General features: G+C 73.8%; 19 protein-coding genes. 11 read left to right on the top strand and 8 right to left on the bottom strand.

The window, feature by feature from the left end; all coding sequences use genetic code 11:
- Window positions 1-82: 82 nt before the first annotated feature.
- Genes nirD through ACH4K4_RS08475 form a run of 3 tightly spaced genes read right to left on the bottom strand, consistent with a single transcriptional unit; the run spans window position 83 to window position 4,406 of the window.
- The gene (gene nirD, locus ACH4K4_RS08485; protein ID WP_398165732.1) at window positions 83-472 is read right to left on the bottom strand and encodes a nitrite reductase small subunit NirD; all 390 of its coding nucleotides are present in this window, start codon (window positions 470-472) and stop codon (window positions 83-85) included.
- A complete protein-coding gene (nirB, locus tag ACH4K4_RS08480) occupies window positions 469-3,105 on the bottom strand; it encodes a nitrite reductase large subunit NirB (protein WP_398165730.1) in 2,637 nt (878 codons plus the stop codon). The genes nirD and nirB overlap by 4 nt, the downstream gene beginning before the upstream one ends.
- Window positions 3,106-3,107: 2 nt before the next feature.
- Window positions 3,108-4,406 (bottom strand): NAD(P)/FAD-dependent oxidoreductase, encoded by a 1,299-nt coding sequence (locus ACH4K4_RS08475; protein ID WP_398165729.1) that lies wholly within the window; start codon window positions 4,404-4,406, stop codon window positions 3,108-3,110.
- Window positions 4,407-4,525: 119 nt separating this feature from the next.
- Between ACH4K4_RS08475 and ACH4K4_RS08470 the strand changes: the two genes are divergently transcribed.
- On the top strand, window positions 4,526-5,830 hold the full coding sequence (locus ACH4K4_RS08470) for a sensor domain-containing protein (RefSeq protein WP_398165727.1): 1,305 nt from the start codon (window positions 4,526-4,528) through the stop codon (window positions 5,828-5,830).
- Window positions 5,831-5,869: 39 nt separating this feature from the next.
- The gene (locus ACH4K4_RS08465; RefSeq protein WP_398165726.1) at window positions 5,870-6,520 is read left to right on the top strand and encodes a response regulator transcription factor; all 651 of its coding nucleotides are present in this window, start codon (window positions 5,870-5,872) and stop codon (window positions 6,518-6,520) included.
- A 7-nt stretch (window positions 6,521-6,527) separates the two neighbouring features.
- Here ACH4K4_RS08465 and ACH4K4_RS08460 read toward each other — a convergent pair whose 3' ends face one another.
- Both ACH4K4_RS08460 and ACH4K4_RS08455 read right to left on the bottom strand, forming a co-directional pair.
- Window positions 6,528-6,848 (bottom strand): hypothetical protein, encoded by a 321-nt coding sequence (locus tag ACH4K4_RS08460; RefSeq protein WP_398165725.1) that lies wholly within the window; start codon window positions 6,846-6,848, stop codon window positions 6,528-6,530.
- On the bottom strand, window positions 6,845-7,468 hold the full coding sequence (locus tag ACH4K4_RS08455; protein ID WP_398165724.1) for a TetR/AcrR family transcriptional regulator: 624 nt from the start codon (window positions 7,466-7,468) through the stop codon (window positions 6,845-6,847). The genes ACH4K4_RS08460 and ACH4K4_RS08455 overlap by 4 nt, the downstream gene beginning before the upstream one ends.
- A gap of 125 nt (window positions 7,469-7,593) precedes the next feature.
- Here ACH4K4_RS08455 and ACH4K4_RS08450 point away from each other — a divergent pair, with 125 nt between their 5' ends.
- The 4 genes from ACH4K4_RS08450 to ACH4K4_RS08435 all read left to right on the top strand — a co-directional run bounded on the left by ACH4K4_RS08450 (window position 7,594) and on the right by ACH4K4_RS08435 (window position 10,962).
- Window positions 7,594-8,535, top strand: a complete 942-nt coding sequence (locus ACH4K4_RS08450) for a beta-ketoacyl-ACP synthase III (protein ID WP_398165722.1) — start codon at window positions 7,594-7,596, stop codon at window positions 8,533-8,535.
- A gap of 220 nt (window positions 8,536-8,755) precedes the next feature.
- A complete protein-coding gene (locus ACH4K4_RS08445; RefSeq protein WP_398165721.1) occupies window positions 8,756-9,961 on the top strand; it encodes a hypothetical protein in 1,206 nt (401 codons plus the stop codon).
- On the top strand, window positions 9,958-10,584 hold the full coding sequence (locus ACH4K4_RS08440; RefSeq protein ID WP_398165719.1) for a hemerythrin domain-containing protein: 627 nt from the start codon (window positions 9,958-9,960) through the stop codon (window positions 10,582-10,584). The genes ACH4K4_RS08445 and ACH4K4_RS08440 overlap by 4 nt, the downstream gene beginning before the upstream one ends.
- A gap of 153 nt (window positions 10,585-10,737) precedes the next feature.
- Window positions 10,738-10,962, top strand: coding sequence for a general stress protein (locus ACH4K4_RS08435; protein WP_398165717.1), 225 nt, complete (start codon window positions 10,738-10,740; stop codon window positions 10,960-10,962).
- A 183-nt stretch (window positions 10,963-11,145) separates the two neighbouring features.
- Here ACH4K4_RS08435 and ACH4K4_RS08430 read toward each other — a convergent pair whose 3' ends face one another.
- Window positions 11,146-13,146, bottom strand: coding sequence for a glycoside hydrolase (locus ACH4K4_RS08430; RefSeq protein ID WP_398165716.1), 2,001 nt, complete (start codon window positions 13,144-13,146; stop codon window positions 11,146-11,148).
- Window positions 13,147-13,404: 258 nt separating this feature from the next.
- On the opposite strand from ACH4K4_RS08430, the gene fes reads away from it, so the two are divergent.
- The 3 genes from fes to ACH4K4_RS08415 all read left to right on the top strand — a co-directional run bounded on the left by fes (window position 13,405) and on the right by ACH4K4_RS08415 (window position 16,047).
- Window positions 13,405-14,910 carry an enterochelin esterase gene (gene fes / locus ACH4K4_RS08425; RefSeq protein WP_398165715.1) on the top strand — a complete coding sequence of 502 codons (1,506 nt, stop codon included), beginning with the start codon at window positions 13,405-13,407 and terminating at the stop codon, window positions 14,908-14,910.
- Complete coding sequence (locus ACH4K4_RS08420) at window positions 14,907-15,146, top strand: hypothetical protein (RefSeq protein ID WP_398165714.1); 240 nt, start codon at window positions 14,907-14,909, stop codon at window positions 15,144-15,146. The genes fes and ACH4K4_RS08420 overlap by 4 nt, the downstream gene beginning before the upstream one ends.
- 115 nt (window positions 15,147-15,261) lie before the next feature.
- Window positions 15,262-16,047 (top strand): sulfite exporter TauE/SafE family protein, encoded by a 786-nt coding sequence (locus ACH4K4_RS08415; protein WP_398165713.1) that lies wholly within the window; start codon window positions 15,262-15,264, stop codon window positions 16,045-16,047.
- 16 nt (window positions 16,048-16,063) lie between these two features.
- Here ACH4K4_RS08415 and ACH4K4_RS08410 read toward each other — a convergent pair whose 3' ends face one another.
- Window positions 16,064-16,396 (bottom strand): cupin, encoded by a 333-nt coding sequence (locus ACH4K4_RS08410; protein WP_398165712.1) that lies wholly within the window; start codon window positions 16,394-16,396, stop codon window positions 16,064-16,066.
- A gap of 339 nt (window positions 16,397-16,735) precedes the next feature.
- Here ACH4K4_RS08410 and cutA point away from each other — a divergent pair, with 339 nt between their 5' ends.
- Window positions 16,736-17,032: a divalent-cation tolerance protein CutA gene (cutA, locus tag ACH4K4_RS08405; RefSeq protein WP_398165711.1), complete on the top strand. Its 297-nt coding sequence runs from the start codon at window positions 16,736-16,738 to the stop codon at window positions 17,030-17,032.
- 1 nt (window position 17,033) lies between these two features.
- Entirely contained in the window at window positions 17,034-18,065 is a 1,032-nt protein-coding gene (locus ACH4K4_RS08400) for a trypsin-like serine peptidase (protein ID WP_398165710.1), read from the top strand.
- A 35-nt stretch (window positions 18,066-18,100) separates the two neighbouring features.
- Here ACH4K4_RS08400 and ACH4K4_RS08395 read toward each other — a convergent pair whose 3' ends face one another.
- Entirely contained in the window at window positions 18,101-18,796 is a 696-nt protein-coding gene (locus ACH4K4_RS08395; RefSeq protein ID WP_398165708.1) for a vancomycin high temperature exclusion protein, read from the bottom strand.
- Window positions 18,797-18,830 lie beyond the last annotated feature (34 nt).

Here is an 18,830-nt window from a genome sequence, read left to right as displayed (position 1 = left end):
GAGCACCAGCGTACGCCCAGGCCGTACGGGGCCAGGGGCGCCGGGAAGACGGGCGGTGCCGCGGAGACCCACCGGAAGCGCCCTAGCCGCGGTGTTCGCCGGTGACCTCCCGGACCCGGTAGACGGGCACCGACACGGCAGGGTCGTCCAGGCAGGTGCCGGTCTCCAGGTCGAAGCGCTGTTTGAGGAGGGGGGAGGCGACGAACGGGCGGCCGCCGGCCGAGCCGGTCAGGCCGCGGGAGAGGACGTACGCGCCGGTGAACGGGTCGCGGTTGCCGATGGCGTACGGGCGTCCCGCGCGGTCCAGGAACAGCGCCACCTGCCCGCCGTCCGGGAGGAGGGCGGCGACGCCCCGGCCGGGGACGAGGGCGGAGCGGTCGCACACCGGGAACCAGTGGCCGTCCTTCGGCTGTCCCTCGGGGCGTTCCACGGTGGTCTCGGGGAGTTCTACGGCGAGTGTCGTGGGGCTCATCGGGCGGCGGTTCCTTCCAGGGTGCGGGCGTCGGCGGCGGTGCGAGAGGTACCGGCGGTGCGTACGGGGAGTGTCGGACCCGCCAGCAGGTCCAGGTCCGGCTTGATCTGGTCGCGCTCGGGGACGAAGCGGACGGCCGGGTCGGGGGCGTCCGGCGCGTTGACGAAGGAGACGAAGCGGGCGAGGCGCTCCGGGTCGGCGAGGGTGTCGGCCCATTCGTCGCGGTAGGCGGACACGTGCGCGGCCATCAGGGACTCCAGTTCGTCGCAGAGGCCGAGGGAGTCGTGCACGACGACGTCGCGTACGTGGTCGAGGCCGCCCTCGATGCGCTCCAGCCAGGCGGAGGTGCGCTCCAGGCGGTCGGCGGTGCGGATGTAGAACATCAGGAAGCGGTCGATGAGCCGGACCAGTTCGGCGTCCGAGAGGTCCTGGGCGAGCAGGTCGGCGTGGCGCGGGTCGGCGCCGCCGTTGCCGCCGACGTACAGATTCCAGCCGTTGGAGGTGGCGATGACGCCGAAGTCCTTGCCGCGGGCCTCGGCGCACTCGCGCGCGCAGCCGGACACGGCCGACTTGAGCTTGTGTGGTGAGCGCAGGCCCCGGTAGCGGAGTTCGAGGTCGATGGCCATGCGGACGGAGTCCTGGACGCCGTAGCGGCACCAGGTCCGGCCGACGCAGGACTTCACGGTGCGCAGGGCCTTGCCGTACGCGTGGCCCGACTCGAAGCCGGCGTCGACCAGGCGGGCCCAGATGCGCGGGAGCTGGTCGACGCGGGCGCCGAACAGGTCGATGCGCTGCCCGCCGGTGATCTTCGTGTAGAGGCCGAAGTCGCGGGCCACCTCGCCGATGACGATCAGTTTCTCCGGGGTGATCTCGCCGCCGGGGATGCGCGGGACGACCGAGTAGGAGCCGTTGCGCTGGAGGTTGGCGAGGAAGTGGTCGTTGGTGTCCTGGAGGGCGGACTGCTCGCCGTCCAGGACGTGGCCGTCGGCGCCGACGGTGGGGGCGAGGGAGGCGATGATGGAGCCCACGGCCGGCTTGCAGGTCTCGCAGCCGTCGCCGCCGCGCGCCTCGTCCCGGCCGTGCGCGTCCAGCAGCTCGGCGTACGAGGTGAGGCGGCGGGTGCGGACGATCTCGTACAGCTCGGCGCGGGTGTGCGGGAAGCAGCCGCACAGCCCCTTGTCGACGACCACGCCGCCGGCCGCGAGTTCGTCGTTGACCAGCGTGGTCAGCGCCTTGACGCAGCTGCCGCAGCCGGTGCCCGCCTTGGTGCACTTCTTCACCTCGGGCACGGTGGTGCAGGAGTGCTCGGAGACCGCGGAGCGGATGGTGCCCTTGGTGACGTTGTGGCAGTTGCAGATCACCGCGTCGTCGGGGAGGGCGGCGGGGCCGAGGGCGGCCGGTGCGCCGGAACCGGCGGGCAGCACGAGCTGCTCCGGGGTGACGGGCGGCACGGAGCCGGTGAGCGGGCGCAGCAGGCCGTAGGACTCGGCGTCGCCGACCAGCACGCCGCCGAGCAGCTCGCCGTCCGCGCCGACGACCAGTTTCTTGTAGACGCCGGAGCGGGAGTCGGCGTAGACGACGTCGAGGCAGCCGGGAGTGGTGCCGTGCGCGTCACCGAAGGAGGCCACGTCCACGCCGAGGAGCTTGAGCTTGGTGGAGGTGTCGGCGCCGGTGAAGGCGGGCCCGTCCCGGTCGCCGGCGATGGCGGCCGCCGCCGTCTCCGCCATCTCGTAGCCGGGCGCCACCAGGCCGTACACCCTGCCGTCCGCGGCCAGCGCGCACTCGCCGATCGCGTACACGGCCGGGTCGCTGGTACGGCACCGTTCGTCGACGCCGATGCCGCCGCGCTCGCCGACCGCCAGGCCGCAGTCGCGGGCGAGCTGGTCGCGGGGGCGCACCCCGGCCGAGAAGATCACCAGGTCCGTCTCGACGGACGAGCCGTCCGACAGCTCCATGGCCCGCACCGCGCCGCCCTCGTCCGCGACGATCTCCTTGCCGCCGACGCCGGTGTGGACGCTCAGGCCCATCTCCTCGACGGTCCGGCGCAGCGCGCTGCCGCCGCCCTCGTCGACCTGGACCGCCATCAGCCGCGGCTGGAACTCGACGATGTGGGTCCGCAGCCCGAGTCCGTTGAGCGCGCCGGCCGCCTCCAGGCCGAGCAGGCCGCCGCCGACGACGGTGCCGGTGCGGCAGTTCTTGGCGTACTCCTCGATGGCGAGCAGGTCCTCGATGGTCCGGTAGACGAAGCAGCCGGTGCTGTCCTTGCCGGGGACCGGCGGCACGAAAGGGTACGAGCCGGTGGCCAGGACGAGCGTGTCGTACGCGATCGTCAGGCCGGAACGCGAGGTGACGGTGCGCGCCGCGCGGTCGATGGCGGTGGCCGGGTCGCCCAGGTGCAGTTCGATGCCGTGCCGGGCCGTGAACTCCGCGTCGGCCAGGGCCAGGTCCTCCGGGGCGCGGCCGGCGAAGTACGAGGTGAGCTGGACCCGGTCGTAGGCGGCCCGGGGCTCCTCGCACAGGACGACCACCCGGGTGCGCCCGGTCACGCCGCGGTCGGCGAGGGCTTCGAGGAACCGTTGGCCGACCATGCCGTGGCCGATGAGCACGAGGGTGGGAACGGCGGTAGCAGCCATGGTCAGGAGCCTCCGTCGGCGGTGGGGGCGGTGCCGGGACCGCCGCTGTGGTCGGTGGTGAGCAGATGCAGCAGGGGCGCCTCGGACAGCGGTTCGCCGGACTCCCAGGTGCGGGCGAGGGTGCCGACGGCCCCCAGGTCGCCGAGGAGGATGCCGCCGACGAGGCGGTCGCCGCGGACGATGACCTTGCGGTAGGCGTTGCGGGTGGCGTCGGACAGGTGGACGACGTCGTCGCCGGGGCGGGGGGAAGGGGTGCCGAAGGCGGCCAGGTCGAGGGGGGCGGAGGCGGCGGGCGCCGTCCCGGGCCCGGGTCCGGTGAGGGTGAGGCGGGTGAGGGCGCGGGTGCCGCGGTAGCGGGCGGCCTCCGCCCTGAGGATCCGCGCCAGCAGGTCGGCCTGTTCGAGGGCGGGGCCGGCCAGGCCGTACACCAGGCCGTCGTGCTGCGCGCAGTCGCCGATCGCGTGGATGCGGGGGTCGGCCGTACGCAGCCGGTCGTCGACGACGACGCCCCGGTCGACCGGCAGCCCGGCGGCGCGCGCCAGGCCGACGCGCGGCCGCACTCCGCAGGCCAGGACGACCAGGTCGGCGGCCGGCGCGTAGCCGTCCGCGAGTTCCACCCCGCGTACGGCGCCGTCTTCGACGCGCAGCCCGCGCACCCGGCACTCCGTATGCACCTCCACGCCCAGCGTTTCGAGGTGGGCGCGCAGCAGGGCCGCGGCCCCGGCGTCCAACTGCCGTTCCATCAGGTGCTCGCCCTGCTGCGCGAGCAGCACCGATACACCGCGCTCGGCCAGCGCGCGGGCCGCCGAGACGCCGAGCAGCCCGCCGCCGATCACCACGGCACGCGCGCCCGGCCGGGCGGCGGCCGCGCCGAGCGCGGCGCAGTCGTCGAGCGTGCGGAAGGGGTGGACGCCGTCGGGAAGGTCCTCGTGGCCGGGCGGGAAGAGACCGCGGAGCGGCGGGAGCACCGGGTTGGAGCCGGTCGCGAGGACGAGCCGGTCGTACGGTACGGCCTGCCCGTCGTCGCACAGCACCGTGCGGCCCGCCCGGTCGATCCGTACCGCCCGCACCCCGGCCAGCCATCGCACTCCGTCGTGCGGGGCCGGCAGGGCGATGACCTCCCGCGCGTACCGGCCGGCCAGCACCTCGGCGAGCAGGACACGGTTGTACGGCCGGTGCGGCTCCTCACCGAGGACGGTGAGCACCGGGCCGCCGTCGGCGGCGGCCGGGCCGAGGCGCTGCGCGAGCCGGGCGGCGGCCATGCCGCCTCCGATCACCACCACACGCTGTTGCGAGGTCATGTCCGCCAGCGTGCGGTCCGGCTGTTACCCGACCGCATCCGCGCTGTTTCCCGTGGGGAACGCTGCCCTCAGCGCGGGGGCGGGCGGGATGTGAGGGGACTGGCCGTAGGTTGAAGACCATGCCCGTACCCGTGTCCGCACACCGCCTACGCCGTCGTCTGGCCACGCCTTTCACTCCCCGGAGCCTGGCCGCGGTGCTGCACGCCGTGGTCGGGCTGCCGTTCGCGCTGCTCGGCATGGTGCTCGTCGTCGTGGGGCTGCTGGTCGGCACGGTCCTTTCGTGGACTGCCCTGGGGCCGTGGCTGATGGCGCTGACCGTACGCGGAGCGACGGCCCTCGGCAGCGCGCAACGCGGCATGGCGCGCGGACTGCTGGGGCTGGACATCGAAGCGCCCGCGCGGCGCGGCGGTGGCGGAGCGCTCGGTTGGCGCCGGGCGGTCCTCGGCGACCGCGCGGGCTGGCGCGCGGCCGGCTGCGCGCTGCTCGCACCGTTCACGGCCGTCGCCCCGCTCCTGGTCGTCCTGGTCACGTACGTGTACGGGGCGCTCTTCCTCGCCCACCCCGTCCTCAAGCACCTGAACCACTTCACCGAACGCGGCCCGGACGGCAGCGAGCACCATGTCTCCCTCCAGGTGAACGGGGTGCAGTTCGACTCCTGGCCGCGCTGGCTGCCGGTCGTCGCCGCCGGAGCCGTCCTGCTGCTCGCCGCGCCCTGGCTGCTGCGCCAGGCCCAGGCCCCGCACCGCCTCCTGCTGCGCTCCCTGCTCGGCGCCGACCCGTCGGCGCAGCGCATCCGCACCCTGGAGGAGACCCGCGCACAAGCCGTCGAGGACGCCGCCGCGACGCTCCGCCGCATCGAACGCGACCTGCACGACGGGACGCAGGCCCGGCTCGTCGGGCTCGGCATGCACCTCACCATGATCCGCGAAATGATCACCGCGGGCACGGACCGGGACCAGCTGCTGGCCGTGGTGGAGACCGCCCAGGGCAACGCGAAGCAGGCCGTCGCCGACCTGCGCCACCTGGTACGCGGCATCCACCCGCCCGTCCTGGACCAGGGCCTGGACGCGGCGCTCGCCACCCTCGCCGCCGACAGCGCCCTGCCCGTCACCCTCACGGCCGGCGCGTCCCGCCACCGCCCGTCCCCGGCCGTCGAGTCCATCGTCTACTTCTGCGCCGCCGAACTGCTCGCCAACGCGGCCAAGCACAGCGGCGCCACGCGGGTCGAGGTCGAGGCGGAGGTGACGGACGGCAGCGAGCTGCGGCTCGTCGTACGGGACGACGGGCGCGGCGGCGCGGTGGTCGGCGCGGGCAGCGGGCTCACCGGACTGCTGGCCCGGGTCCGTACCGTGGACGGCACACTGACCTGCGACAGCCCGCCCGGCGGCCCTACGGTGGCCACCGTCCGCATCCCGTTGGCCTAGCCCCCGTCCCCCGCTCCCCGCACCAGAAGGACAAGCCCCATGCGCGTCGTCATCGCCGAGGATTCCGCGATCCTGCGGGACGGGCTCGCCCAACTCCTCGCCCTGCGCGGGGTGGAGGTGGCGGCGGCCGTCGGCGACGCCGAGACGCTGCGCGCCGCCGTCGCCGAACACCGCCCGGACGCCGCCGTCGTCGACATCAGGCTGCCGCCCGGCCACACCGACGAGGGCCTGCGCGCGGCCGTCGCCATCCGCCGCGACCACCCCGGCACCGGCGTGCTGATCTTCTCCCAGTACGTGGAGACCGCCTACGCGGCCCGGTTGCTGGGCGGCGGTGCGGCGGGCGTCGGCTACCTGCTCAAGGAACGGGTGGTGGACATCGGCGAGTTCGTGGACGCGCTGGAACGGGTCGCGGCCGGCGGTACCGCGCTGGACCCGGAGGTCGTCACCCGCTTCTTCGGCGCCGGCCGCCGCGCCGCCGCACTGGACACCCTCACCCCGCGGGAACGCGAGGTCCTCTCCCACATGGCCCAGGGCCGCACGAACCAGGCCATCGCCGCCTCCTTCGTCGTCTCCGAACGCGCCGTCGAAAAGCACATCGCCCACATCTTCGCCAAGCTGGACCTCCCACCGTCCGAGACGGACCACCGGCGGGTGCTGGCGGTGCTCCGGTATCTGGAGGCGGTGCGGTAGCGGCGGGCTACGGCGCGGTGCCGGGCGGGGACGACACCTTCCACAACGTTCCCAGCCCGGCTTCCGCGCCGTGGTCGGACCGGCAGGAGGTGTGGCAGACCGAGACGACATGGGAAGGGTGTCCGCTGCCGGGGGCGAGGGCCATGGCCCAGGCGGCGAGGGCGTCCGGAAGGTGGGCGCCGGTTGCCAGCGTCCGCCGGCGGCCGTCCGCCGTGACGCCGAGCACCGCGTGGTGCGGGCCCTGGAGGCGTCCCCGCGCGTCCGGGGGCCAGTTGACCTCGATCTCGGCGCGGAGCAGTTCCGCTTCGTGTTCGTGCGCGACCGTCACCGCGCCTGCGCCGTGGCCGGTGCGAGCAGGCGGGCGAGGGCGCGGCGGGTGCGGTCGGGGGCCGTGGGGTCGGCGAAGAGCTGGATGGCCTGGTTGAGGCCGGTGTAGAGGCCGACCAGTTCGAAGACGAGTTGCTCGGGGTCGGTGTCGCGGGGCAGTTCGCCGGTTTCGACGGCGTACCGGATCTCGTTGGCCAGGCGGCGGCGCCAGAGTGTGGAGCGCCGTACGACCGCGTCCCGGATGGGGCCGACGCGTGCGTCGAACTCCACCGCGGCCGTGGTGAAGAAGCAGCCGCCGGGGAAGGCGCCGTGTTCGCGTTCCAGGTAGGTGATCCAGGATTCGCAGATGGCCTGGAGCCGGGCGAGGCCCGGGGCGGTGTGCGCGGAGGGTTCCCACACCGCTCTGGAGAAGATCGCCGACGCGGTGTCCAGGGAGGCGAGCTGGAGCGCCTCCTTGGTGCCGAAGTGACCGAGCACGCCGGCCTTGCTCATGCCCAGGTCGGTGGCGAGGCGGCCGATGGTCAGCCCGTCCAGCCCTTCGACCGAGGCGATCGCGATGCTGCGGTCGATGATCCGCTCGCGCGTCCTGCGGGACTCGGCGGCGGACTTGCGTGGGCTCATACCGCCATCGTAGCCAGCGCGTCCCGGGTTTTCCCCAATTAACTTCCGACCGATCGGTTGCTATATTTCCCGCCGGTGCCGTCAGCGCCGCCCGCACCACCCGCGTCAAGCCGAGGAGAGCAACCATGTCGGGAACCCGCATCGCCGCGACGGGCCACTACCAGCCGTCCCGCGTCCTGACCAACGACGACCTGGCGGGGATGGTCGACACCAGTGACGAATGGATCCGGCGGCGCACCGGCATCGCCACCCGCCGCATCGCCGACGACGAGTCCGTCGCCGACCTGGCGACCGCCGCCGCGGCCAAGGCGCTGGCGGCGTCCGGGCTGGAGCCCGGCGACATCGGCATGGTCACCGTGGCGACCTGCTCGAACATCGACCGCTGCCCGTCGACCGCGGCCCAGGTCGCGGCCGCGCTCGGCATCCCGTCGCCCGTCGCCTTCGATCTGAACAACGGCTGCGCCGGCTTCTGCACCGCGCTCGCCTCGGCCGACCACGCGGTCCGCGCGGGCGCCGCCCGGCACGCCCTGGTCATCGGCGCGGAGAAGATGTCCGACGTGACCGACTGGACCGACCGCAGTACGTGCGTGCTGCTCGGCGACGGCGCGGGCGCCGTCGTGGTGAGCGCCGCCGAGTCCGCGCGCATCGGGCCCGTGGTCTGGGGCTCCGACCCGACCCGCGCCCAGGCCGTGCGCCTGGTGGACGACTGGCACCCGCGTTTCGCGCAGGAGGGGCAGACGGTGTTCCGCTGGGTCACCACCGAGCTGGCCCCGCTGGCCGCCGAGGCGTGCGAGCGGGCCGGCATCGGCCTCGCCGACCTCGCCGGCGTCGTCACCCACCAGGCCAACCTGCGCATCATCGAGGCGGTCGTCCAGCAGCTCGGCCTGCCCGAGCACGTGGTGATAGCCCGGGACGTGATCGACTCCGGCAACACGTCGGCGGCGTCCGTCCCCCTCGCCCTGTCCAAGATGGTCGAGCGCCGCGACCTGCCGTCCGGCGGCCCCGTCCTGCTGCTGAGCTTCGGCGGCGGCCTGTCCTTCGCGGGCCAGGTGGTGTACTGCCCGTAGGACGGCAGGGGAGGGCGCGAGGCGGCCGTCCGTCACTCAGCGGACGCGCCGGAGGTTCCGGGCAAGGAGCCCCCTGGTACGCCCGGCCCCTCCCCCCGGCGGGTCCGGTCATGGCGGTGCCGGAGCGCGCCCGGCACCGAATTCATGAGGCCGCCCAGTTTGGTATGCGGAGCGGGGGCACCCGTGGTTGCGCCGTATCCCGACCAGGCTGGAGGGCCTGATGTCGTTCAATCCTTTGGAGCAGCGGGGCATCCCGCTGGACCGGCAGGTGCGCAACTGGCGCGAGCTGAACGTGACACCCGTCGACCCGGACCACTGCGACCCGTACACCCGGTGCCGGATCATCACGATGAACGGGATCGAGGTGGAGGCGATTCTCTTCAGCCACCAACTGGCCCGGCACTGTCCGGACACGGAGGTCAAGCAGCAGCTCGCGCGGACCCGCTACATCGAGGCGCAGCAGCAGAAGGCGGTCAACTGGCTGCTGCCCGGCGTCTCGTCGGTGCTGGAGACGACCATCGCCTACGAGCAGGTGGCCGTCGACCTGACCGCGTGGGTGGCGCGGATGGAGCCGGACCCGTACCTGAAGCAGGCGTACCAGTTCGGGGTGCTGGAGGACTTCGACCACCTGTACCGGTACGCGAACCTGTACGAGATGATCGAGCACCGCAAGGCGGAGTCGGTCGTGGACGGGCTCACCGAGGTCATGCCCGGCCGGCCCACCCCGCTGCACCACCGCCACCCGGTGGACAACGTGCGCGAGCCGTACGACAGGGCGAAGACCGACCCGCTGTCGAAGCTGCACGCGCTGACGATCATGTCGGCCGAGCAGCAGACGATGAACTTCTACATGAACACCGGCCCCACCTACATGGAGCCGATCGCCCGCCGCCTCTACCAGGAGATCGGGCTCATCGAGGAGGAGCACGTCACCCACTACGAGTCGCTGGTGGACCCGGGCGAGACGTGGTGGGAGCAGCTGGTCAACCACGAGTACAACGAGTGCTACCTCTACCACTCCTTCATGGAGCAGGAGAGCGACCCGAAGGTGAAGGCCGTCTGGGAGCTCCACCTGAACATGGAGCTGGAGCACCTGCACCTCGCCTGCGACCTGATGCGCCGGCACGACGGCCGCGAACCGGCCGAGATCCTGGCGCCCGCGCTGCCCGACGCGCTCACCTTCGAGCCCAACAAGGGCTACCTGCGCGAGCTGATCGCCGACCAGTTGGACCTGACCACCCTGGGCGCGGGATACGTACGCGAGGCCCATGAGCGGTTCGAGGCGATGCAGGAGGCCCTCAACGGCGGTGCCACCCCGCCCAGCGACGAGGTGCTGGCCGAGCACGACAAGCTGATCGGCGGCGACTACCGGCTGCAGACCGAGGGCGAGCACCCGGTCGCCGACCTGCGGGGAGGCCGGCCATGACGTCGCCTGCCCGCACCGGCGACGGGCCGGCCGCGCCGACGACCGACCCGGCCGACGACCGCACCCCCACCCCGGACACGGACGTGGTCGCCCTGCTGATGGCGCAGCACGGGCAGATCCGCAACCTCTTCGACGAGGTCGAGCAGAGCACGGGGGACGCCCGGCGCGACGCGTTCCGCCGTCTGGTGCGGATGCTGGCCGTGCACGAGACGGCCGAGGAGGAGGTCGTCCACCCGTACGTCAAACGGGCGGCGGACGGCGGAGACGACATCGTCGCCGACCGGCTGGCCGAGGAGAAGACCGCCAAGCAGGCCCTGTCCGCGCTGGACGGCATGGACGTCGGGGACGAGGCGTTCCTGCCGCGGCTGCGGTCGCTGCGCGCGGACGTGACGGAGCACGCCCGCGCGGAGGAGCGGTACGAGTTCTCGCAGCTGCGGCGGCTGAACGACCCCGCCCGGCTGGCCACCATGGCCAAGGCCGTCAAGGCGGCCGAAGGCGCCGCGCCCACGCATCCGCACCCCGGCGTCGAGTCCGGCGCCGCGAACGCCGTGCTCGGCCCCGTGGCGGCCGTCGTGGACCGTACCCGCGACGCGGTCCGCAAGGCCCTGGGCAAGGACGGATGAGCGGCGGTCCGGCCGGCCTCGGGCAGGGGGCCGGCACCGGCACCAGGAAGCGATCTGCCGGATTCTTCCCGCTGCGAGGTGTTTAGCGCTCGGAAGGCCGGTTACGCGTTGGACTGGAAGACACAGCCAAGATCTAGGTAAGGGTGAGTGACGATGGCTGAGTCCAACCCCGGCAACTTCGCCAACGACCGCGAGAAGGCCGCGAGCGCCGGTCAGAAGGGCGGCCACGAGAGTGGCGGCAACTTCGCCAACGACCCGCAGCGTGCCTCCGAGGCCGGTCAGAAGGGCGGCCACGAGAGTGGCGGTAACTTCGCCAACGACCCGCAGCGTGCGTCCGAGGCCGGTCAGAAGGGCGGCCGAAGCCGCCAGGGCGAGTAGCTGCCGGACGGGGCGGTGAACCCTCGCCGATCCGGACGCCGGGCCATGCCGTAGGCGCCCGGGGCGGGTTCACCGGCCCACCGGGAACACAGAGGGCGGACGTCCACCGGGCGTCCGCCCTCACTCCGTCAGCAGCCCCGGCCGGGGGCGGTCCCCGACCAGGCTCTCAGCCTCCGGCCGGGCTCAGCCCCCGGCCTTCGCCGGGCACAGGCGCCTCGGCTGCTGGTCGCCGCGCAGCTTGGCGTCGACACAGCCGGCGGGCAGCCCGGCGTACGGGGTCTTGCCGAAGTTGGCGGTGACGGTGAGCTTGCCGCCGCCGAATTCCGTGCGCTGGACCAGGTTGTCGCTGGTCAGCCGGCGGAACGAGGTGAGCTTCTCGGTGCCCGCCGCCTTGTGCAGGGGCGAGAAGTACTTCTGGAGGGTGGCGAGTTCGGCGCCGGATTTCTTCAAGGACGGGCCGTCGAGCACATAGTTCAGCGGGATGTTGTAGAGCATCGCGAGCAGCGCGCGGTCGGTCTTCTGCCGCGGCAGCTTGTCGTACGACAGTTCCCAGCGCTCGGCGTTGACGAGGGAGCTGTGCAGCGCGGTCTCGTACAGCGGTACGCGGTAGGCCGGGTCGTACATCGCCTTGGCCAGGCCGGCAGGTAGCTCCACCGGCTTGAAGAAGGTCTTGGGCGCGTTCTGGGGGTAGTAGCCGCCCCAGGTCTTCTTGTCGCGCTGGAGCTTCCACAGTCCGTTGGCGACCGGCGTGGCCGCCCCGTGGTTGAAGGCCAGCACCTTGTTCGCCCAGGGCTGGGCGCTCTCCGAGCCCAGGACGAGATGCTCGGCGAGGCGCCGCATCCGGGCGAGGCGGCTGCCGCGGTCCTGGGCCTTGGTCATCGGGTGGCCCGCGCTGTGGTCGCGGAACACCTCGCCCGTGGCGTCGACGTCGAGGAAGTAGCTGTCGGCGCCGTTGGCGGTCATGGCGCGGGTGCGGTCCGCGAGGTAGTGGTGCTTCGGCTCGGCCTGTTCGAAGGCGCGTGAGCTGAGGTAGCAGCCGCGGTTGCCGAAGCCGGTCTCCGGCTTGCCCTTGGCGTCCTCGACGCAGAAGTCCGGGTAGACGGTGCCCGGCCACGCGGAGGTGGGGGAGTCGGCGGTCTTCGGGTCCTGGCCGTTGGCGAACGAGTCGTACGGGCCGACGAGGTAGCCCGCCATCCTTGCGGCCCGGACGGCCGCCGCGTCCATCGGGTCGGGCCCGGCGTCGTAGCCGAGCCACATCCGGTCCACGCCCAGCTTGCGCAGCTGCTCGACGCCGCCGGCCTTGCGCGCGTCGCCCCACACGTAGGCGTGGAAGGCGCCGAGCAGCTTGCCGTTGGCCGGGTTCCGCTTGATTTTGTCGCGGAGGCTGCCGAGCTGTCCGTGCTCGCCGAGCCAGGCGCGGTAGTCGGCGCCGGGCGCGACGGGGTTGCCGTCGGTGAGGGCGAGGGTGACGGTGTAGTCGCGGGTGCCGTCGCCGCCGTTGAAGTCGTGGGTGGTGGAGGTGCGCAACTGCCCGTTGTCGGAGCGGAACTTCAGCGAGGTGCCGAGGTCGGTGGGGGCGAGGTAGCTGACGCCGTGCCCGCTGCCCATGGTGTAGCCCCACAGGGGGAGTTCCAGCCCGCCGCCCACGTCGATCGCGTCGCCGGTGAGCCCGCCTTCGGCGGAGTTCCAGAAGGTGTCGCGTACGGGGATGTCCAGGCCCTCGCCGCGCGGCAGCTGTACGGAAGAGGCGGCCCGGTCGGTGCCGGTGACCGGCCAGGTGACCGAGCCGTCGCGGTCCGCCTTCATGCTGATCCGCAGCCGTCCGTGGTCCGCGCGCGCGGTCACCGTCAGGCCCCGGTCCGGGTAGCTCCAGCGGGCGCCGTCGCCGGTGCGCCGGACAGGGCCCGGCGTGCCCAGGCCGGTGCCGGCGGGTGCGGACAGTTCCAGGGTCCTGCCGTCGGTGGTGCGGGCGTTGACGGCGAGGGAGCCGGTGTCGACGGTGGCCGTGCCGCCCTTGACGGGGATGTCGACGTGCCGCCCTCCGGCGGTGCCGGCCACGGCCTGGCTGCTGCATCCGGAGGCGCCGAGCGTCGCCGTCGCGGTCAGGACGAGGGAGGCGGTGAGCACCCGCGTACCGGTGCCGGTACGGGTGCGGCCGCCGCGTGGGGCGATCTTGGAAACCATGGACACGTGAATAGTGAGCGGAGTTAAGAACTCTTTAAGAGGCGGGGCGTTCAGGGGCTGTCGGGGCGTCCGGGGCGGGGGGTGCGGGAGGTGTCGGTCCTGCGGGTGTTGTCGGACCGCCCCGATTGCGATTAGGTTAGCCTTACCTAAGTCGAGGTCGTCGCGCCGTGCGTACGGCCCCGGCCGAAGTCGTCAGTGCCGGGCCGTCGTGCCGGGCGGGAAAGCGGGTTGTCGATGGGAGCGTCGATGAAGGCATCGGTGGACACGTCGACGGGCTCGGCAGGGGGAACCCCGCCGGGCGCAGCGGCGGGCACGGCGACGGGGGCGGCACGGGGGACGGTGCCGGGCGCACCCTCCGGCGGACCGGCGGGCACCGGGGCGGCACACGCCGCGCCCGCGGGGCCGCCGCGCACGTCGCGCCCGGCACCGGCCGAAATCGTCGACAGCCCGCGGATCGTGGCCCTGGCCGCGTCCGTGGCGGGCGGCCGGGACGCCGCCGTACGGGAGTTCTGGGCCGAGGCCGAGGCGCAGGGCACCCCGCTCGTCGAGCCGATCCCGTGGGATCCCGGGCACCGGGCCGTCACCTTCCTGTGGCGCGGTACGGAGGAGACCCGGCGCGTCCTCCTCCTCGCCAACCGCCTCGTGGACCGCTCGCACCTCGCGGGCAGCCTGATGCGCCGCATCCACGGCACCGACGTCTGGCACCTCACCTACCGGCTCCGCTCCGACCACCGCGGCTCCTACCTCGTCGCGCCCGACACCGGGACCGGCGGCCGCGACCGGGCCGCGTGCCCGCCGGACGGAGAGCCGGCGGACGACTTCCAGGCGCGGCTGCTGCCGCTGCTCGCCTCGGCCGGACCCGACCCGCTCAACGCCCGAACGGTCCCTTCCCGTTGGCACGGTGCGGGCAGCTCGGTGTTCGAGCTTCCCGACGCGCCGCCGCAACCGTGGCAGCCGTGGACGGGCCGCGCCAGGACACTCGCGGGCGGGAGCCGGGGCACGGTGCGGCGCCACCGGCTGACCAGTGCCGCGCTCGCCGCCCGCCGCGACGTCTGGACGTACGTACCGCCGGGGCCGCTCCCGGACGGCGGGGCGGACACGCTGGTGCTCCTGGACGGCGACATGTGGTTCGGGCGGCTCGGCGTGCAGGCCCTCTTCGACCGGCTGATCGCGGACGGCGTCCTGCCGCCCCTCGTGGTGCTCGCGCCGGAGGCCGTGGACAACGCCACCCGCGCCCGCGAGTTCGGCGGCCGGCAGGCGTACGCGAACTTCCTCGCCGCCGAACTGCTGCCCTGGGCGGCGGCCCGGCTGCCGGTGACGTTCGACCCGTCGCGCACGGTCGTCGCCGGCGAGAGCCTCGGCGGACTCACCGCGCTGTACGCCGGGTTCGCCGCGCCGCGCCGGTTCGGGAAGGTGCTGGCCCAGTCGCCCTCGCTGTGGTGGCGGCCGGAGAGCGCCGGGCCCGTGGACGGCGCGGACGCCGCGGGGCGGCTCTCCTGGATGACGGAGGAGTACGCCAAGGGCGGCCGCCGCGAGCTGCGGATGCACATGCGCGTCGGCCGGTACGAAGGCGACATGCGCGAACGGGCCGGGGAGCTGGGCGCCACGCTGCGCGCGCTCGGATATCCCGTCGCGTACACGGAGTACACCGGCGGCCACGACTACGCCTGCTGGGCAGGCGGCCTGGCGGACGGGCTGGCCGACCTGCTGGGCCGGCCGGACCGCGCGTCCGGAGGCGCCGCGCCGGGGCCGGGGTTCGCATGAACCCGTTCAAGCCCCGCCTCGCCTACTACGTCCTCAAGTCACGTGCGTACCACGCCGTCCTGCGGACGCCCCGTTTCCGTACCGCCAAGTCCGCGGCGGCCGACGCCGGGGAACGCCACCCGGACCGCCCGCAACGCGCCTGCGCGGGCCGGGCGACGCCGTCCCGCACCACCGGCCGCCCGCAGCGGCCCGTCACAGACCGTCCTCACCGGCGTACCAAGGCCCTCGCCGGGTGACGGACGCGGCGTCCCGCCCCACCAGTGCCGGGGCGGGGCGCCCACCCTTCGTCATCTCCTGTGACTCCCGCCACGCCAGCCTCAACTACCCCGGCAGGCTCCATAAGATCGGCCGGTGCCCGCTGACATATCCCTGACGACGCTCCTCCTGCTGTGCGTGGCGGCCCTCGCGGCCGGCTGGATCGACGCCGTCGTGGGGGGCGGCGGCCTGCTGCTCCTGCCGGCGCTGCTCGTCGGCCTGCCGCACACACCCGCCGCGTACGTCCTGGGGACCAACAAGTCCACGGCCGTCGTCGGCACCGCCGCCGCGGCCGTCACCTACGTACGCAAGGCCCCCATCGACCTGCGCACCGCCCTGCGCATCGGCCTGGCCGCGCTCGGCGGCTCGCTGGGCGGCGCGTTCTTCGCGGCGGGCATCAACAGCGAGGTGCTGCGCCCGCTCATCATGACCGTGCTGGTGGGCGTGCTGGCCTTCGTCCTCCTCCGCCCGGCCTTCGGCACGGCCCCGCCGCCCTCGGGACCCGTCACACGGCGGCGGGTGCTGGCCGCGGTGGTGGTCGCGGGCCTGGGCATCGGCTTCTACGACGGTCTGATCGGCCCCGGCACCGGCGCCTTCCTCGTCGTCGCGCTGGCCGCGATCCTGCACATGGACCTGGTCACGTCCTCGGCCACCGCCAAGGTCGTCAACGTCTGCACCAACGTCGGCGCCCTGGCCATGTTCGCCTACCAGGGCACGGTCCTGTGGCAACTGGGCGCGCTGCTGGCCGTGTTCAACTTCGCCGGCGGCATGGCCGGCGCCCGGATGGCGCTCAAGCGCGGCGCCGGGTTCGTGCGCGGGGTGCTGGTCGTGGTCGTCGTGTCACTGCTGTGCAAGCTGGCCTTCGACCAGTGGCTGGCCTGATCCGGTGGACGGCGGCTCAGTTCATGGACTTCGTCGCGGTGACCGCGGTCAGCAGGACGGCGGAGTCCTGCAGGGCCTTCAGGCCGTGCCGCTCGTGAGGGATCGGTACGACCTGCCCGGCGATCAGGTCCCGGTCCTCGCTCGTCCCGGTCAGCCGGACCCGGCCGTGCAGCACCTGGAGGCTGGCGGCCGGTGGCGTGGTGTGCTCGTCCAGCGCGGCGCCCTCGATCAGCGCGATCACGGTCTGCCGGAGCGGGCCGTCCTGGAGGAAGAGGTGGGCGCTGCGCCCGTGCGCGGAAGCCCTGGCGTCGTCGAGCTGGTGGCGGGCGAGCGCGGCGAGGTCGTCCATGACGCGGCCTTTCGGTCGGTGGTCCGCGGCGCCGGGACCGGCACCGGTGCCGGTACTGGTACCCGTATCGGCTCCGGCAACCGCACCGGCGCGGGGCGTGGTCCATCCTGACGGGTGGCCGGTCGGCTGCCGAATGGCCGGTGGTCCGGGCCGGTGATCACCGCGGTCCGTACGATGCGGGGGGGAACTGATCACCCACCAGGGCCCGAAGGGGGCGTTGCGGTGCGAGGCGAACCGGCGGAGCGAGGCGAACCGGAGCAAGGCGAACCGGCGGAGCGGGGCCGGCAGGGCGGAGTTGCCGAAGGGACGGGCGGCGGCCCCGCGGGCTTCCTGACCGTCATGACGACGACCGACAGCGCGGCGAAGGCGGAGACGCTGGCGCGCGGCGCGATCGAGGCGAGGGTGGCGGCGTGCGCGCAGATCAGCGCGCCCGTCACGTCCGTGTACCGGTGGGACGGGGCGGTCGAGACGGCACAGGAGTGGCAGGTGCTGTTCAAGACGGCGGCCGCGCGCTACGAGGCCCTGGAGGCGTATCTCCTCCAGGCGCACGACTACGACACACCGGAGATCATCGCCACGCCGGTCACGCGCGGCGGCGCCGGCTACCTGGCCTGGGTCACGGAGGAGACGAGCTGACATGGGACGGCGATCCGGCACGGGACGCGGGACGGCGGACGAGGACGGCCGTACGGCGGGCGCCGGGCCCCGCCACGGCCGTACGGGACACCGCCGCAGGGCGCGGCGGAGACGGCCTGCGTGGGCCCGGGTGACGGCCGCGGGGGCCGGGCTCGCCCTGTGCTGCGTCATGGCACCCGCGAGCGGCGCGACCGCCGACGACGACGACTCCGGCGGCGGCTGGACGAGCGAGGCCGCGACGCAGTACTGGACGGCCGGGCGGATGGCGGCGGCGTCCCCGTCCGGGGCGGGCACCGCGAAGGGCTCGGCGGCGCCCGCCGCGCGTGCCACGGCGGCCGCGCCCGATGCCGCCGGGTCCGCGCGGCACTTCGACGGCATCCCCTCCGTCGGCGTGCTCTTCTCCGTCGACAAGGACGCGCGGGCGCACCACTGCACCGCCAGCGTCGTCCGCAGCCCGCGCCGCAACCTGATCCTCACGGCGGGGCACTGCGAACCGGGCGAGCGTGCGGCATTCGTCCCGCAGTATCGTTCCGGCGCCTCCGAACAGCCGTACGGCGTCTGGGCCGTCGAACGGGGCTTCACCGACCCGGGACGCACCGACACCGGCCCGGGTTCGGACCTGGACTTCGCGTTCGCGACGGTCAAACCCGACAGCCAGGGCCGCGCGCTGGAGACGGTCACCGGCGGCAACTTCCTGGCCCGTACGCCCGGTTACGCCACCGACGTCACCGTCATCGGCTACCCGTCGGTCCGCAACGACCCCGCCGACCAGGCCGTACGGTGCGCCGTGCGCACCACCAGGCTCACCGGCTACCGCCAGCTGCGCATGGAGTGCGGCGGCTTCTACGGCGGCACCTCGGGCAGCCCGTGGCTGAGCCGGTTCGACGAACGGACCAGGACCGGTTACGTCGTCGGCAACCTCGGCGGCCTCAACGGCGGCGGCCCGTCGGGCCCGGACAGCGACCGGACCTCCTACAGCCCCTACTACGGCCGGGAGGTCTTCCGGCTCTACGCCCGCGCCATCGCGGGCTGACGCCCGACGGCGGCGGCCCGCCGGACGCGGTACGCCTACCGCAGGGCCGCCGCCACCCCGTCCTCACGCGGCCCGAGGAAGCGCGGATCGGGCCGCACGGCTGCCTCGGCCACCGCCTTCGCCGCCGCGAACACCTCACGGATGCCGCCGTAGTACCAGGTGACGTCGTGGCGGTCGTCGACACCGACCCCGTACGCCTCGATGCCGGCCGCGCCGCACAGCGCCAGCGCACGCCGGATGTGGAAACCCTGGCTCACCAGGACGGCCCGGTCCACGCCGAAGACCCGGCGGGCGCGGGTGCAGGAGTCCCAGGTGTCGAAACCCGCGTAGTCGCCGACGATCCGGCCGGCCGGAACGCCGTGCGCGACCAGGTACGCGCGCATGGCGTCCGGCTCGTCGTAGTCCTCGCGGCTGTTGTCGCCGGTGACCAGGACGGCGCGGACCGTGCCCCGCTCGTACAGACGGGCGGCCGCGTCCAGCCGGTGCGCCAGGTACGGGGACGGCTCGCCGTCCCACAGCCCCGCGCCGAAGACGACGGCCACCGGCGCCGCCGGGACGTCCTCGACCGTCCGCACCCGCGACCCCGCGGCCGCGTTCGTCCACGTCGCGGGCAGCAGCGCCAGCACACAGGCCAGCACGGCGACCCGGAGGGCCCGCCGCCGGCCGCGCCGCGTCGCGGGCAGCCGCACACGGCGTGCCGCCCGCCGTATCCACGGTGTCCGCCGTGTCATCTGTCGTCCCCCGTTGCTTTCGTTGCCGCCGCAA

Origin of the sequence: Streptomyces sp. NPDC017529 (assembly GCF_044329785.1) — a bacterium.
Classification (GTDB): domain Bacteria; phylum Actinomycetota; class Actinomycetes; order Streptomycetales; family Streptomycetaceae; genus Streptomyces.
The sequence above is the reverse complement of the archived record's forward strand: the minus strand, read 5'-3'. Positions and strand labels throughout refer to the sequence as shown.